Source organism: Pararhizobium sp. LjRoot235, assembly GCF_964254145.1.
In the GTDB taxonomy this organism is placed as follows: domain Bacteria; phylum Pseudomonadota; class Alphaproteobacteria; order Rhizobiales; family Rhizobiaceae; genus Pararhizobium.
Genome location: NZ_CAXUSP020000001.1, coordinates 4145365 through 4161242, shown reverse-complemented (window position 1 = coordinate 4161242; position 15878 = coordinate 4145365). Strand labels below are relative to the sequence as shown.

The 15878-nt window shown below is 57.6% G+C and carries 16 protein-coding genes; 10 read left to right on the top strand and 6 right to left on the bottom strand.

Features of this window, described 5'->3' with window-relative positions; genetic code table 11:
* Positions 1–281 precede the first annotated feature (281 nt).
* The 5 genes from ACSQ2Z_RS20460 to ACSQ2Z_RS20440 all read left to right on the top strand — a co-directional run bounded on the left by ACSQ2Z_RS20460 (position 282) and on the right by ACSQ2Z_RS20440 (position 4423).
* Entirely contained in the window at positions 282–452 is a 171-nt protein-coding gene (locus ACSQ2Z_RS20460; protein WP_436082894.1) for a hypothetical protein, read from the top strand.
* Positions 453–522: 70 nt separating this feature from the next.
* Positions 523–1617 (top strand): aKG-HExxH-type peptide beta-hydroxylase, encoded by a 1095-nt coding sequence (locus ACSQ2Z_RS20455; RefSeq protein ID WP_436082893.1) that lies wholly within the window; start codon positions 523–525, stop codon positions 1615–1617.
* Positions 1618–1631: 14 nt separating this feature from the next.
* On the top strand, positions 1632–2324 hold the full coding sequence (locus ACSQ2Z_RS20450) for a TauD/TfdA family dioxygenase (RefSeq protein WP_436082892.1): 693 nt from the start codon (positions 1632–1634) through the stop codon (positions 2322–2324).
* Positions 2325–2426: 102 nt separating this feature from the next.
* The gene (locus ACSQ2Z_RS20445; RefSeq protein WP_436082891.1) at positions 2427–3230 is read left to right on the top strand and encodes a YcaO-like family protein; all 804 of its coding nucleotides are present in this window, start codon (positions 2427–2429) and stop codon (positions 3228–3230) included.
* On the top strand, positions 3227–4423 hold the full coding sequence (locus tag ACSQ2Z_RS20440) for a hypothetical protein (protein WP_436082890.1): 1197 nt from the start codon (positions 3227–3229) through the stop codon (positions 4421–4423). The genes ACSQ2Z_RS20445 and ACSQ2Z_RS20440 overlap by 4 nt, the downstream gene beginning before the upstream one ends.
* Before the next feature lie 216 nt (positions 4424–4639).
* Here the strand turns inward: ACSQ2Z_RS20440 and ACSQ2Z_RS20435 are convergent, their stop codons facing one another.
* On the bottom strand, positions 4640–5197 hold the full coding sequence (locus ACSQ2Z_RS20435; protein WP_436082889.1) for a cysteine hydrolase family protein: 558 nt from the start codon (positions 5195–5197) through the stop codon (positions 4640–4642).
* Positions 5198–5237: 40 nt separating this feature from the next.
* Entirely contained in the window at positions 5238–5870 is a 633-nt protein-coding gene (locus tag ACSQ2Z_RS20430; protein ID WP_436082888.1) for a LysE family translocator, read from the bottom strand.
* 142 nt (positions 5871–6012) lie between these two features.
* Between ACSQ2Z_RS20430 and ACSQ2Z_RS20425 the strand changes: the two genes are divergently transcribed.
* Together ACSQ2Z_RS20425 and cysK are read left to right on the top strand one after the other, a co-directional pair.
* The gene (locus tag ACSQ2Z_RS20425) at positions 6013–6630 is read left to right on the top strand and encodes a LysE family translocator (protein WP_436082887.1); all 618 of its coding nucleotides are present in this window, start codon (positions 6013–6015) and stop codon (positions 6628–6630) included.
* Between the two features lie 133 nt (positions 6631–6763).
* Positions 6764–7732, top strand: coding sequence for a cysteine synthase A (cysK, locus tag ACSQ2Z_RS20420; protein ID WP_436082886.1), 969 nt, complete (start codon positions 6764–6766; stop codon positions 7730–7732).
* 72 nt (positions 7733–7804) lie between these two features.
* Here cysK and ACSQ2Z_RS20415 read toward each other — a convergent pair whose 3' ends face one another.
* Positions 7805–9337, bottom strand: coding sequence for a YifB family Mg chelatase-like AAA ATPase (locus tag ACSQ2Z_RS20415; protein ID WP_436082885.1), 1533 nt, complete (start codon positions 9335–9337; stop codon positions 7805–7807).
* Between the two features lie 244 nt (positions 9338–9581).
* Entirely contained in the window at positions 9582–10529 is a 948-nt protein-coding gene (gene gshB, locus ACSQ2Z_RS20410) for a glutathione synthase (protein ID WP_436082884.1), read from the bottom strand.
* Between the two features lie 787 nt (positions 10530–11316).
* On the opposite strand from gshB, the gene ACSQ2Z_RS20405 reads away from it, so the two are divergent.
* Positions 11317–11949 (top strand): CatB-related O-acetyltransferase, encoded by a 633-nt coding sequence (locus ACSQ2Z_RS20405; RefSeq protein WP_436082883.1) that lies wholly within the window; start codon positions 11317–11319, stop codon positions 11947–11949.
* 211 nt (positions 11950–12160) lie between these two features.
* Here ACSQ2Z_RS20405 and ACSQ2Z_RS20400 read toward each other — a convergent pair whose 3' ends face one another.
* Together ACSQ2Z_RS20400 and rsmI are read right to left on the bottom strand one after the other, a co-directional pair.
* The gene (locus ACSQ2Z_RS20400) at positions 12161–12529 is read right to left on the bottom strand and encodes a YraN family protein (protein ID WP_436082882.1); all 369 of its coding nucleotides are present in this window, start codon (positions 12527–12529) and stop codon (positions 12161–12163) included.
* Positions 12519–13448: a 16S rRNA (cytidine(1402)-2'-O)-methyltransferase gene (rsmI, locus tag ACSQ2Z_RS20395; protein ID WP_436082881.1), complete on the bottom strand. Its 930-nt coding sequence runs from the start codon at positions 13446–13448 to the stop codon at positions 12519–12521. Before rsmI ends, ACSQ2Z_RS20400 begins: the two co-directional genes overlap by 11 nt.
* 259 nt (positions 13449–13707) lie before the next feature.
* On the opposite strand from rsmI, the gene dnaN reads away from it, so the two are divergent.
* Positions 13708–14826 carry a DNA polymerase III subunit beta gene (gene dnaN, locus ACSQ2Z_RS20390; protein ID WP_436082880.1) on the top strand — a complete coding sequence of 373 codons (1119 nt, stop codon included), beginning with the start codon at positions 13708–13710 and terminating at the stop codon, positions 14824–14826.
* A gap of 272 nt (positions 14827–15098) precedes the next feature.
* Positions 15099–15695 carry a phospholipid N-methyltransferase PmtA gene (gene pmtA / locus ACSQ2Z_RS20385; RefSeq protein WP_436082879.1) on the top strand — a complete coding sequence of 199 codons (597 nt, stop codon included), beginning with the start codon at positions 15099–15101 and terminating at the stop codon, positions 15693–15695.
* Positions 15696–15878 lie beyond the last annotated feature (183 nt).

The window sequence follows — 15878 nt, the reverse complement described above, 5'->3', positions numbered from 1 at the left end:
ACCTTATCGCAAATCCGGAACGCCCACTGAAAAATCAGGAGAATTTCTATCGAAAAAGTCGGAGTTCGCGACCGAGTTTTGCGACAGCGCTTACGCTAATAATTCAACTAGCGGCCTGAATCGATACAAACTAGCACCACATTAAGCTGTAAATTCCGAATTGTATTCTCGCTTTATGACACATTCCTGCCGCAAAAAAACTCAACCATAAGACGTGGCCACAAATCACAATCCCACTAAGGTTTTCCGGAGGCATCCAGAAAACCTTCAAGGAGTAGATTATGACTCAGCAAAACCCCCAGACAACTTTCGACGTCAACAGTGAAGTGCTTCACACTGAGTATGTCATGGCCAATGCATCTGCCGAGCCCATTTTTGAAATGGACGACGAGCTGATCTTCGATTCAGCTCTTGCTACGATGCAGGTCAGTGTCAGCGCGACTACAGGCTAACTTTAGATGGAAGGGGCCTTCCCCCCTTCCATTTTCCCCACAAGCGATAAAGCTATTAATGGAGGTTGGCATGCAACTGCCATCACTGGTTTCTGCGTACCCATCAAAAGAGCGTGCCGAGCTCGCGCGGCGGAGCTTTTATTTCAAGATGATCTCCAGCTTGGCATATCTCGTGTCGATTGCCTCGCGGGACGATCAAAATACCAACATTCTGTCGCTAGTACGTAACCCGGTAAGTGCGACGACTCTAAACCCACGTATATTTTATCTGCACGACACCCTTCTTTCAGCGATGAGAGCACAAGATGTTGAGACGGCCCGCAAAGTGCTGAGGACGATCAATGAGGTTGCTACGCAGGGGATCGAGAAAAGCGCCAATCCGGGTCCGGAGATTTTAACTATCGACGAGACCGATTGGGAACAATTCATCGTCAACAACTCGAAAATTCTTGGCGAGGAATATTTCAAGGAAAGGCCGATCATTGATCCTGTCTCAGAGGAGACAGTTCGCCAGCAAAAGCAGGTTATTACAGGGGCCATCAAAGTCATCGCGGACAATTTTCCGGGCATGCATGATGAGCTGAAGGCCTTCTTAAATAAGATTCGTATCTTCGAAGGTACGGTGACTATGGGCATCACTGATGTCCGGATGTTTGGATGCATGCTCATTCGCACACCACGAAAAGAGGTGAATGCCCAGCTTTATTATGCGGAGCATTTGACCCACGAAATTTCGCATATGTATCTCAACGCAGCGATGTCGCTCGACCCTGTGATTCTCAATGATAGGTCAGAGTTGTTCACCTCGCCTATCCGGCCTGATCCACGACCAATGCTCGGAGTTTTCCATGCTACGTTTGTGACAGCGAGGATCGTGCAACTGTTCTCAGCGCTGGCGAACTCCTCTGGAGATGATGAGACAGGCGTCTACTTGTATCAACAGCTCGATGAACTGCAAGCGGGCATCGAGGAGATCGCTCGTGGCGCGAAACTCACGCCTGTGGGAATGACGCTTTTGGCAGAATTTCGCGAGATCGCGAAAAACGCAGAAGAGCTATCGCTTTGGAGCAGCTTTGACGAAACCGGAAGCTATGAGCACCGCTTTGGAGGCGGGGCCTGCTTCAAGCGGGCGCGTGACAGGCTTTCTGCTCCGAGCACGTTGTGAGAAAAGAGGGCTACATGAACGCACAAAGCAGACAAAACTTTGCTTTTACTCAATTGAAATCGAAAGGCTGGGTTCACCTGAAAGAGGCAGGTGGCGAAGTATTTGAGAATCTGACCTCAAACCTCGCGCACAAGCTCTATGATAGCGACGTCAAGCTGGATCCCAGATTCACACATCGAGTAACTAAGCCGGAAGCCATTCCATATCATTGTGACAGCCCCAGGGCTCGATACATTGCCTGGCTGTGTCTAAACAGCGGAAAATCTCCGGTTCCGTTGAAACTCGTCGATGCACACGGTGTCGCACAGCTTCTGCCCGACGAGGCCGTGAGGCGCTTGGCTCTCACCCGCCTTGGCTTCAATTGCAGGGTCCATAATCATCTATGCTCAATGCCGGTTCTGAGTTCCCCAGAGTTGGCCGACGATACACTCGTGTTCTTCAATCCTTGGAACATTCCTAAGAATTTGACAGGAGAACACCGAGATGCCCTTCGTTCTTTTGAAGAACGTCTAAATCAAGCAGATCACGCCGAGATAGATTTCTCGGTAGGGGACATTCTCATCGTGAATAATCATCGCGTGGTTCACGGCCGGGACGCGCTGAAAGGCGATACGGATCGGCACCTGTTGCGCCGGCTGATGGAAGACCCCGCGTTGGCGCTTCCGATTCGGAAGGTCCGGCAGGCAAATGTCGTACCAATACATTAAGTCGAAATCTCAAACGGTGTCACGATGCTAAACTTGCCGTTTCGTACATCGGTCGTACCCTGCTCTTCCCACAACACCCTCTGGTATGGGAAGGCAGGACTTATGCTTCGTGCAGAAACGGGGGCAATTCCTGTTTTCGGCTTCTCATGTGCGTCGAGCCATGATCGTGCGGAGATGATTGCAAAATATGAGTGCATCGAACATCTGTGGAGCCACCCGAACTTCTATTCTCAGCGAGACTTAAAGGCTGAGCTTGCCGTCAGATCATTCTCTAATAAATGTGAAATCGGTACTATCGAGCGGGGTCAACTCCTCCTCGGTGCAAAGGATCATAACGGGCATCCAAGAAACGCGACGGGCCTTGCTCTAGGCTCTCAAAGTCACGACCCGGTGCAACATGCCGTGCACGAGGTTATAGAGCGGCATTGTTTGGCGTGCTGGTGGCAGCAGCGCAGTTTGTGTCTCAAGACCAAGGAGCTGACGATCGACGGCGGCCGCCTGCAGGCCTTGCTAGTGCGCGAAATTGCTGAAGAATACCTGGCTGTGAAAATTGATATTGATATTGATGTACCGTCCGTATCGATCGGTTCAGCCTACAGGTCATTAGAGGAAGATGCGGTTACCCATGCGATTGAGGAGGCCACGATGCTTCGCTTCGTCCTTCAAGAAAATACGCAACCGTCAAAGCGACATGACATTCTGCGCACGCAACCGTACGCGATAGCTGTTATCGGCATCGTGAGAGAAATCTTGGAGCGTGAAGACAAAGAAGAGGCTTTCTACATGCCGGATATCAATTATTCGACGGTCTACGACCGAGCCGGGCTTGAACTAACCCGCGCATACTCACCAAACGCATTGGATCCCGCGTTTCAGAACAACCAAATTCCGAGCCCGTTTTTATGATTCCAAAGGCAGTGATATTTCTATTCAGTGCGTTCTATCCTGCTTCGCTCGGCGTGATAGCGACAACGCTTGTCGGTCTTTCAATCCTCAAGGACGGCGATGCAATGCTTTCCTCCCTGGTGTTTGGCCTTTCGTTTGTCTTCTCTGTAATAGTTCCGCCAATTTTTTCACGGATCGCCACGAGATTGCGGCGTGAAACTATAACGTTGTATTTGTATGGAACCAGATCAGGTTTGCTTATCGCTGTGTTAGTAACATTGCTGCTTGGTGCAGAAAACAACCGGCTCGTACTCGTGCCGTATATATGCCTGTTGTTTATCTTGTCGCTTGACCAGGTGTTGACTAGCGATGCGCCGGTAGCCGCGAAGGATACCTACGGAACTCCCTATGGTTCTTCGAATGCGTTAGGGAACATTCTCGGAAGAGGATTTCAGAGTATTGCTCCTCTCGTCGCCGCAGCAGTGATTTCGAGCGAAACCAGCCATCTGCTCATTTTTGCTATCGTGGCATCCGCGTTGCTCGGGTTGATTTATCCGCTTCTATCCTCAAAGCTGGAACGCCTAACCGAGCCTCAAAATTCGCCATCCACCGGAAACGATTTTGCTATTAAGCAAGATGGCGCTCACAATAAGTGGGCATACTGGTATATTGGGTTCAATGTGCTGGTGAACTTGTCTCAGGGAGCAATTGGGTTTGTTCTCCTCTCGCTAGACCCAAACTCCGGTGGACCGCTTTATGCCAGCACCTTGTCGTTCGCATTTCTCTTGGTACAGATTTTCGTCGTACTTGGTTGGTTGAAATTCGATAAGCTTGGCCATCATCCCGGGTCCGTTACATATCTATTGCTAATCAACGGAATTTTGTTCGGAGTAATCTCGACCCTTCATGGTATGATAGCCATTCTTGTTACCGTGTTCATCATCGGACTTGCGTACGGTGTCTCTATTCCTTTTCTCTCCGAGACTCTTCTAGACCGGCTTCGCGGCCCAAAACTCAGGGAACACCTCGCGAACGGAAGAAGCGCGGGTCGGATTGCTTCGATCATATCGCTTTCGCTTGCTGGTACCGCGCTTTCGACAGGAATAAGTCAATCTCTGATTTTTATCATATGTGGGATTCTATTAGCCGCAAGCGCCTGCACTCTGCTTTTTTTAGCCAACCGTCTCGACGCTGCTGTGGCCGTGCATACCTGATGCAGTCAATGCAAAATTTGAACGAGGCAAACTGATGCCTGCAGCAGCTGGGATCTGACCCGCCAATAAAAGGTTCGAGCGTAAAAACATCGGGGTCGTCAACCGCCCCAGGTTTCTGGAACAGCGGAGGCCAGGTCGTGTGGACAGTTCGCTGATCCAAAGGACTGTAGCCGCGATAGTGACGACAGCGAGATAGCTTCTAATTTAGGCCGATCGTCAGAAAGTGATTTCGTCCGATCGGCGTAGCTCGATGGCATGTCCGCCGGCGTTGAAACCGCCGAGCACGGCATTGTGGTGGGCGATGATCTGCGGAAACGTCAGTTCGCCCATGTCGCCGGTGGAGTGGCCGTCGGAAAGCAGCGTCACGTCATAGCCCAGCGTGACCGCACGACGCGCCGTGGTATCGACGCAGAATTGTGACTGACAGCCGCCGATGACAAGATGGGTAATGGACCGTTCTGCCAGCTGTTCCTGCAGGTCCGTCTGGAAGAAGCTGTCACAGCTTGTCTTGTGAACGACGGTCTCGCCGAGCAACGGCGCAATTTCATGGCGCAGGCCCCAGCCCTTGGATGAGCGCGCGAGCGGGTCTCCCGGGCCGCCGTCGTGCTGCACGAGAATGACCGGGACATGGGCGGCACGCGCGCGGGCCTGGATCGACTGCAGCCGGCCGACCGTCTCGTTGAGGGCCGCGTCTATGACAGGCTGGCGCTCTGGTGTGCCTTCGCCCTCGAGGATGGCGTTCTGAACGTCGATGATAAGAAGTGCTGTTGTCATGGCATGCTCAAGTCTTGGTTGGGAGGAAAGAAAAACCGTCTCAGCGGCGGCTTTCCATTGCCATGCGAAGAGCAAGCGCGCCGAGCACGCCGCCCATCAGCCAGCGCTGCAGGGAAAGCCATGCCGGACGGCCGGCGAAGAACGTGGCGATGGAGCCAGCCGTCAACACGATCAGTGCATTGACGGAAAGGCTGGTGAGGATCTGGATCGTGCCAAGCACGACGGATTGTGAAAACACCCCGCCCAGGGCGGGATCGATGAACTGCGGCAACAGAGACAGGTAGAGAACGGCTATCTTCGGGTTCAGGAGGCTGGTCGCAAAGCCCATCAGGAAAAGACGCCGCGGACTGTCGGCCGGCAGGTCGCGCACCTCGAAGGCCGAGCGCCCGCCGGGACGCAGGGCCTGCCAGGCGAGATAGAAGAGATAGAGCGCGCCGGCAAACCGTAGCGCATCATAGGCATAGGGTACCGCCAGCAACAGCGCGGTGATGCCGAAGGCGGCTGAGAGCATATAGACCAGGAAGCCGAGGCCGACGCCGGTGAGCGAGACCAATCCCGCCACCGGCCCCTGACAGAGCGAGCGGGAGATCAGATAGATCATGTTCGGACCGGGCGTCAGCACCATACCAAGTGCGACAAGGGCAAACGCGGCCAAGCTTGCGGTTCCAGGCATGAACGGCCTCCAGTTCCGGGCGGTGTAAGGTTTGTGCCGGACCAATGCATTAGCCGGAACAGCCGCTTCGATCAATGCAGCCACATTGCCCGGTTCAAGAAAAACGGCTAAACAGCGCGCTCGCAAATCTTCGGAGTTGATGATGAGCCTTGCAACCCTTCTCGCCTATTGCGGCGCGCTTTTTATTGCCGCGGCGATTCCTGGTCCGGGCATGACGGCGATCGTCGCGCGCGCGCTCGGCTCCGGTTTCCGCGAGACCTTCTTCATGGGGCTCGGCCTTGTTCTCGGCGACCTGATCTACCTGACGGCAGTCATTCTCGGTCTCGCCTTTGTCGCGCAAACCTTCACCACTGCCTTCATGGTCATCAAGATCCTCGGGGCGCTCTATCTTGTCTATATTGCCTATAAGCTCTGGACCGCCGGGCTGCTGCCGCAGGAGATCCAGGCGAAGAAAAGCGCCAACATGGGCCTGTCCTTCCTGTCCGGATTGCTGGTGACGCTAGGCAACCCGAAGACCATGCTGTTTTACGTTGCGCTGGTGCCGACGCTGATCGATTTGCGCGCGATCGGCCTCAATGAATATGCCATTCTCGTCGGCTCGACCTTCATCGTCCTGATGGCGGTTCTGATCCCCTATATCCTGCTCGCCTCTCGCGCCCGGCTGCTTCTAAAACAACCCCGTGCGCTGAAGTCGCTGAACCGGATCGCCGCCGGTATTCTCGGCACCACCGCCGCCTATATCGCCACACGTGCTGCCTGAAATAATCATTCGGCAACCGTTAGTTCCACAACAGATTTTTCCAATCAGGATCAAGTGGTTGGACAATAGTACTCTGGCAAGTGGGCTGGTTTGATCCTATTGTCCCTCCCAACTTGGCAAAAGGGAGAACATCATGTCAGATCAGCGCAAGCCCGGCCGCGGCCGCATCTATTCCTCGATAACCGAGACCATCGGCGATACACCGATCGTTCGCCTCGACAAGCTGGCGAAGGAAAACGGGGTGAAGGCCAATCTTCTGGCGAAGCTGGAGTTCTTCAACCCGATCGCCTCGGTCAAGGATCGCATCGGCGTTGCGATGATCGAATCGCTGGAAGCACAGGGCAAGATCACGCCCGGCAAGACAACGCTGGTCGAGCCGACGTCGGGCAATACCGGTATCGCGCTCGCCTTTGCCGCCGCGGCCAAGGGATACAAGCTGATCCTCACCATGCCGGAAACCATGTCGGTCGAACGCCGCAAGATGCTGGCCCTGCTCGGTGCCGAACTGGTGCTGACGGAAGGCCCGAAGGGCATGAAGGGCGCCATTGCCAAGGCGGAGGAACTGGCAGCGACCTTGCCGGATGCGATCATCCCGCAGCAGTTCGAAAACCCGGCCAATCCGGAAATCCACCGCAAGACGACGGCCGAGGAAATCTGGAACGACACCGACGGCAGCGTCGACATCCTCGTTTCCGGCATCGGCACCGGCGGTACGATCACCGGCGCTGGCCAAGTGCTCAAGGCCCGCAAACCGTCGATCCAGGTCATCGCCGTCGAGCCGGAAGAATCGCCCGTCCTTTCCGGTGGCGCTCCCGGCCCGCACAAGATCCAGGGCATCGGGGCAGGCTTCGCACCTGCCATCCTCGATACGAAAATCTACGACGAGGTCGTCACCGTCAACAGCGCCCAGGCCGTGGAAACGGCACGGCAGGTCGCAAAGCTCGAAGGCGTGCCGGTCGGCATCTCCTCCGGTGCTGCGCTGGCAGCTGCGATCAAGATCGGCCAGCGCCCGGAAAATGAAGGCAAGAACATCGTCGTCATCATCCCGTCCTTCGCCGAGCGCTACCTGTCGACGGTCCTGTTCGAACACCTCGTCGGCTGATCGTCCACAATCGTCCGCGTTGAAAGCCAAGCCACCCTCATGCCCGCCTGAGGGTGGTTTTCCAGACGTTGCTCATGCCGCGGCCGTCAACCGTTCCCCGGCAATGCGGTAGGAGATCGCCTCGGCCAGGTGGATGCGCCCGACCGTTGCCTTCGCGTCGAGATCGGCAAGCGTGCGGGCGACTTTCAGGACGCGGTGGTAGCCGCGCGCCGAAAATTTCATCTTTTCCGCGGCGTCGCGCAGCAATTGCAGGCCGCCGGCATCCGGCTCAGCCATCTTCTCGATCATGGATGTAGAGCAGCGCGCGTTCGAGAGGATGTCCGGCATGCCGAAGGCGATGAAGCGATCTGCCTGGATTTCGCGGGCACGGGCTACACGTCTTGCGACGACGGCACTCGACTCGGCCGGTGCCGGGCGGATAAGGTCGGCGGCGGTGACGGAGGGGACATCGATGCGGATATCGATCCGGTCCATCAGCGGGCCGGAAATGCGCCCCTGATAGTCGGCGACGCAACGGGGACCGCGGGCGCAGCTATGCCCCGGTTCGCCCGCCATGCCGCAGCGGCAGGGATTCATCGCGGCGACCAGCTGGATCGCGGCCGGATAGGTGACGCGGTGATTGGCGCGGGCGATGATGCATTCGGCCGTTTCGAGTGGCTGGCGCAGCGCATCGAGAACCTGTGGGGTAAACTCAGGAAACTCGTCGAGGAACAGCACGCCGTTATGGGCAAGCGAGGCCTCGCCCGGCTTGGCGCGCATGCCACCGCCGATCATCGCGGCCATCGTCGCCGAATGATGCGGCGTCCGGAAGGGTCGCCGGTCCGACAGCTTGCCGCCGGGCAGTTGCCCGGCGATCGAATGGATCATAGAGACTTCCAGCAGTTCGGCGGGCGATAGTGGCGGCAGGATGGAGGGAAGGCGAGCGGCAAGCATCGATTTGCCGGAACCGGGCGGCCCGACCATCAGGAGATTGTGGTTCCCTGCCGCTGCCACCTCCAGCGCCCGCTTGGCGCTTTCCTGGCCCTTGATATCGGCGAGATCAGGCATATTGGCAGCACTTGCGCGCACCGCCGGCTCCGGGCGGGAGAGAACCTGGGTTCCACGAAAATGGTTGGCGAGCGCGATCAGGCTGCGCGGAGCGAGAATATCTATCTCGGCACCCGCCCAGGCCGCCTCTGCGCCGCTGTCGGACGGGCAGATCAGCCCCTTGCCGAGGCCATTGGCGCCAATCGCGGCGGGCAGCGCGCCGGCGACGGCAGCGATCGTCCCGTCGAGATTGAGTTCACCGATAACGACGTAACCGCCAAGCGCATCCGCGGGAATGGCGCCAAGCGCCGCCATCAGGCCAAGCGCGATGGGAAGATCGAAATGGCTGCCTTCCTTTGGCAGGTCGGCCGGCGCGAGGTTGATGGTGACTTTCTTGGCGGGCAGCGACAGTCCAGAGGCATGCAGTGCCGCCTGGACGCGCTCCCGGCTTTCGGCCACTGCCTTGTCGGGAAGTCCGACGATCTGCATACCGACCTTGCCTGGCGCCACCATCACCTGGACGTCGACGGGCAGGCCTTCTATGCCCTGGAATGCAACCGTACTGACACGCGCGACCATGATTGCCCCTCTTACCGCGAGGCAGGCTCAACCCCTGCCACCACAACCTCTACCGGTTGTGTCGTGAAATCTTGCACGAATAGCGGAATAAAACAAGAACAATTATCGAACATGTCCAATGGCGATAATCGGCCAGGTTGAGGCAGGTTGCATTTCGCGAACGAAGCGGAACAACCGCGAACATCCGTGGGATGAGGCGGGCGTGCAACCGAGACATGCGAACGCCTCGGTTGGTTCTATTCTCTCAGGCGCGCTTGCGTTCGATCGCGTCCCAAAGAAGCGCGGCGATATCGGCGCCGCCGAACTTCTTCACTTCGCGGATGCCGGTGGGCGAGGTGACGTTGATCTCGGTCATGACGTCGCCGATGACATCTATGCCGACGAGCAGGAACCCACGCTCGCGCAGCGCGGGCCCGATGCGGGCGCAGATTTCCTTTTCCCGCTTGGTCAGTTCGCTCGGCTCGGGCTTGCCGCCGGCATGCATGTTGGAACGCGCGTCGTTTTCGGCCGGAACACGGTTGATCGCGCCGGCCGGTTCGCCGTCGACGAGGATGATGCGCTTGTCGCCCTTGCGCACGGCCGGAAGGTATTCCTGGGCGATGAACGGTTCGCGGAACATCTGGCCGAACATTTCCAACAGGGATGACAGGTTGCGGTCGTCGCGGGTCGAATGAAACACGCCGGCGCCGCCATTGCCATAGAGTGGCTTCAGGATGATGTCGCCCATCTCGGCGCGGAAGCTGGCGATCTCGGCCGGATCGCGGGTGATCAGCGTCTTCGGCATCAGGTCGGGAAATTCGGTGACGAAGATCTTCTCCGGCGAGTTGCGCACCCAGGCCGGATCATTGACGACGAGTGTCCTCGGGTGGACGCGCTCGAGCAGATGCGTCGAGGTGATATAGGCCATGTCGAAGGGCGGGTCCTGGCGCAAAAGCACCACGTCCATGGTCGACAGGTCGATGCGTTCGGCTTCGCCCAGCGTGTAGTGATCGCCCTTGACGTCGCGCAGCATCATCGGCTGCACGGTGGCGAAGACCTTGCCGTCGCGCAGCGACAACTGGTTCGGCGTGTAATGGAACAGCCTGTAGCCGCGCGCCTGCGCTTCGAGGCTGATGGCGAAGGTGCTGTCGCCAGCGATATTGATGCCCGAAACGTGATCCATCTGGATCGCGACATTGACGATTCTTGCCATGAGTCATTTCCTGTTGATCGTGGGCGTCGTTGAGAGAACCTGTCTATATCAAATGGCATCCGGGAAGCCAGACAGATTTCTACCGTCGTTTCCATCGAGCATGCCTTCCCGTTCACGCGGCGGCTTTTTCGCCCGTGGCTTGAAACATCTGCAGGTTCGCCGGCGACAAACGTCGGCGGGATCGGCCGGGGCACATCGGGTGCCTCAGATAGAATAGATAAATGACACGCGATGTGCCCCGTTTCAGTGTCTTTTACCGTCTTCTGCGCTTCTCCCTTGTGAGGAGAAACCTCCAATGCCCCGGCCCGGCCGCTTATCCGCCAGGCTTTTCAATGAGGCGGGGTCAGCCCTGGACCGTCAAAGACGGTGTGGCCACCCGGCACGCCCGGTTCATTTGCGAACCGGAGGAGAACCGCCTTTCACGCAGCCCCGGGGATTTCGCGCGCGTTCCGCCAAACCATCCGGGCACCAGCCCCACCTCGCCGGCAACGCAAACCGGTGTATCCGTGGTGGGACGGGAAGAGTATGGCACGGGTGCAAAGGGCGGGGATGGACGGGGATGAGTTTTCAGGCATTTTTGGAGCAAATGCCGTCAGCTGTTTCGAGGTGGTACAGGCGGCAGCTTTGCGCCATGAGCGGTCATCGCAGATGCTACCCGAAACGCGCTGAGCGTATTGCCATTCAAATTATTCATGAAAGCGTTTGGGGAGCGCGATGGATTCCATCGCTCTTCCGGACCAGCTTCGGTCGTGTAATTGCGCTGGCCTTCTTCTGAAAAGTGTTCTTCATGCCTCTTCTCGATGCAAATGCAACTCATCCAATCACTCTGCCGGACGGCACGCTTTATAGCGACACGGTCTATCTGAAGAATGTTATTGACCATCCGCGCATGGAGATCGGCGAATACAGCTATTACACTCACTCTGGGAAACCGGAGGACACTGCCAAAATACTCGCACCCTATCTGGGTCATAGCGTTCGCGAGCGGCTGGTAATCGGTAAATTTGTCCAGATCGCTCGGGGAAGTTACTTTATCACAAGTTCAGCCAATCATCCGATGACAAGCTTCAGCACCTATCCATTCCGCATCTTCAAACCCGAGACCTTCGGCTACAAAGACCTGCCAGTGAAGGATACAGTTGTCGGTCACGATGTATGGATTGGCCACGACGCAGCGATCATGCCGGGTGTGCAAATCGGTGCAGGCGCGATCATCGCTGCTGCGTCGGTCGTTGCTCGCAACGTTCCACCCTACGCGGTTGTTGGAGGAAACCCGGCCACCGTCATTCGGATGCGCTATCCCATCGAAATAATTAACGAACTTCTCGATATTGCTTGGTGGGATTGGCCCTTGGACAAAATCGAAGCGAACTTGGTCTTCCTTGAAAACTGCGACCTCACTGCCCTCGGGACGGCTTAAGAGCCAGGCAATCCAGTGTTCTTGCCGCAACATCTGAATGGCAGCTAAGGGTCGCAAACTGCCATTGGTGCTATTTGCCACCTAGTCCCACATTTTTCTCCCATGCTCATATTGGGTGAGCATTTCCACTTGTGAGGAACCGGGCTACCGGCCTTTCATGACGCGCGGATAACGTTTTTGTTTCGATTCGATCATCGCGATGCACAGTCCTTCAAAAGGCATCGGGAAGATGGACCGGCCAACGCCAGGGCATGACGGAAATGATGTCGTAACGGATTGAAAGATGCGCAAAATCAGGCTGTTTTGCCAGCCATAGGTCGCTTGCGGCACGGATGCGCTGTTGTGCAAAATTGGAAACCGCAAAAACGGAATCGTCGAGCGACCGGCGGGCCTTGACTTCGACGCAGGCGATCAGATTGCCTTTGCGTGCGATGATGTCGATCTCGCCCAGTTTGGTGCGATAACGGAAGGCGACGATGCGGTAGCCTTTCATGATGAGCGACAGGGCAGCGCGGTACTCGGCGAGCGCGCCGCGCCGGAGCGCTTTCAGGCGCTTCCTGTCGGGTGGCTCACGCTTCATTCCAGCCTTTGAGCTCCAGCAGCCTGTCGTAGAGGTCCTTGCGGTTGAGGCCGGTCTGCCTGGCTGCCTCCGTCGCCGCCTTGCCGGTCGGCATATCCTTGACCAGGTTCAAGAGAATGGCATCGACGTCATCCGCCTCCGGTGCCGCCGGCGCATCCGGCGGGCCGATGATGAGCACGATCTCGCCCTTGACGGTAGCACCTTCATCATAAAAAGCCCTGAGCTCGGCCAGCGTGCCGCGGCGGAACTCCTCGAAGGTCTTGGTCAGTTCGCGGCAGACGGAAGCCCGGCGCCCGGCCCCGAGAACGTCATGGGCGGCGGCGATCGTGGCGGCGATCCGGTGCGGGGATTCGAAGAAGATCAGCGTGGCGGGAACAGTTGCAAGCTCCGCAAGCCGGTCGCGGCGCGCCTTGTCCTTGGAGGGCAGGAAACCGGCGAAGAGAAAAGCGTCGTTGGGAAGGCCGGAGCCGACCAATGCGGCAAGCGGGGCGGAGGCGCCCGGGATCGGAACGACGCGGTGGCCGGCCGCAATGGCGATCTGGCCGAGCCGATAACCGGGATCGGAGACCAGCGGCGTGCCGGCATCGGAGACGAGAGCGACGGATCTACCCTCGTCAAGCGCGGCGAGCAGTTTCGGCCCGACCTCGTTGGCATTGTGCTCGTGATAGGCATAGGGTCGGTTGACGATGCCATAGCGGTCGAGCAGCACCCGGGTGACGCGGGTATCCTCGCAGGCAAGCACGTCGGCACCGGCCAGCGTTTCGAGCGCGCGAAGGGTGATATCGGAAAGATTGCCGATCGGGGTGGCAACAAGATAGAGCGCCGGTTCCAGGGGGCGGGCGGGCACAGTGACATTGTGCAGCCGGTAGCTTTTGTGCCTCTCACTTGGCCGTGTTTCGCCCGATGCCTGCTTTTCCAAAACTGCGTACCTTAAATACTGCTATCCGCCGTTAAGCTGGCGTCTGACCTTTATGGGTCAGCGGTCGCGCTTCGGCAAGAGCTGCGGATTCACGCCGAAGCAAACATTACTGGGGCTCTCCCGCCGTTACCCCTTGCTTTTCACGGCTTCTTTCTGCCATTTTGCCTGTCCACATCTTTCCCGTCCGAAAGCGGGCATTTCAAAAGTTCAAGCCGGGAGGCGCGGCCCGTCCGGCGATGGTTGAAAGCGGTAGCATCCCATGCGCATTACTCTCGAGCGGTCCAATCTCCTGAAGTCGCTGAACCACGTTCACCGCGTGGTCGAGCGGCGCAACACCATTCCGATCCTCTCGAACGTGCTGTTGCGCTCCGATGGCGCAAGCCTCGAAATGAAGGCGACCGACCTCGACTTGGAAATCACCGAAGCGACGCCGGCGCAGGTCGAGCAGGCGGGCGCGACGACGGTTCCGGCCCATCTGCTCTATGACATCGTGCGCAAGCTGCCGGATGGTTCCGAGGTCCTGCTTGCGACCAACGCCGAAGGTACGGCGATGACGGTCACCTCAGGCCGGTCGAGGTTCTCGCTGCAGTGCCTGCCGCAGTCCGATTTCCCGGATCTTACCGCCGGAACGTTTACACATAGCTTCCGCATCAAGGCCACCGACCTGAAGATGCTGATCGATCGCACCCAGTTTGCGATCTCGACGGAAGAAACCCGCTACTATCTGAACGGCATCTATATCCATACGATCGAAAGCAAGGGTCAGCTCAAGCTGCGGGCCGTGGCCACCGACGGCCACCGTCTCGCCCGCGCCGATCTGGAAGCGCCATCCGGTTCCGAAGGCATGCCAGGCATCATCATCCCGCGCAAAACCGTCAGCGAACTGCAGAAGCTGGTCGACAATCCGGATGTGATTGTGACCGTTGAGGTTTCGGACGCCAAGATCCGGCTCACCATCGGCTCGATCGTCATGACCTCAAAGCTGATCGACGGCACCTTCCCGGACTACCAGCGCGTCATTCCGGCCAACAACGACAAGGAGCTGAAGATCGATTGCCAAACCTTCGCCCAGGCTGTTGACCGTGTGTCCACGATCTCCTCCGAGCGCGGCCGCGCTGTCAAGCTCGCCCTTTCCGACGGGCAATTGACGCTGACCGTCAACAACCCGGATTCGGGAAGTGCAACGGAAGAACTCGCGGTCGGCTATGATAGCGATCCACTGGAAATCGGCTTCAATGCCAAATATCTGCTCGATATCACCGCGCAGCTCTCCGGCACCGACGCCGTGTTCATGCTCGCCGATCCCGGCTCGCCGACGCTGGTGCGCGACATGGCAGGCGACGACGCGCTCTATGTTCTGATGCCGATGCGCGTCTAGGGCCGCAAGAGTCATCTCAGGTTTGAAGCGACGGCCGGAACGATCTCCGGCCGTTGTCGTCGCGGCTCGGGAGGTATTGGGTTGGGCACCGATCGCTGCGACCGTAACCAGGCGCTGACGGCAACTGATCTGTTGGCATCTCGATTTAATGACGCGAAACGACTTGTTTTTGTCGCAGTCAGCGACACATAATCATGTCGTACTTGGAGGACGCTGCGCTGCGAACATGATGTACTGTTCAGGGTGCGGGCAATATAGTGGTGGAGATGCGCATGAATTTTCGTCTGAAAGAGCGTCTTGGCAAGAAATTCGACGAGGAGATTCGTTTCTTCAAGGGATGGCGCAGCAATATGAAGGCAGTCGGCTCGATTGTGCCGACGTCCGGAATAACCGCCCGGCGAATGGCAAGCGTCGTCAATCCCCATTCGGGCCTCCCCGTTCTCGAACTTGGCCCCGGCACCGGCGTCATCACCAAGGCGATCTTGCAGAAGGGCGTGCAGCCTCAAAATTTGGTCTCGGTCGAATTCTCCACCGATTTCTTTCAACATCTGGTCAAGGCCTATCCCGGCGTGGATTTCATCAATGGCGATGCCTTCGACCTCGAAAAGACTTTGGGCGCGCATAAGGACCAGACGTTCGACAGCGTCATTTCGGCCGTGCCGCTTCTGAATTTTCCGATGCATATGAGGGTGTCGCTGATCGAGGATCTGCTATCGCGGATTCCTGTCGGCCGGCCCGTCGTCCAGATTTCCTACGGTCCGCTGTCGCCGGTCGTCGCCATGCCGGATCGTTATCAGATCTCCCACTATGATTTTGTTGTGCGCAACATTCCGCCTGCGCAGTTGTGGGTCTATCGCAAGACGCATTGAGGCCGATTGATGTTCGGCATCTGCGTGGCGCATCCGCAGGTTGGCATCGAACCGGATGTGCCTGGGGATTGTCCGAGCTGGGAGCTGCAAGATCGGAGGCGGCCGCACGGTGTGGATGGGCAAAACAACTCGGCCGCATCCTCTCGAGCGACGGGACCAAGGATTAGCCGGGCGGCAGCGGCA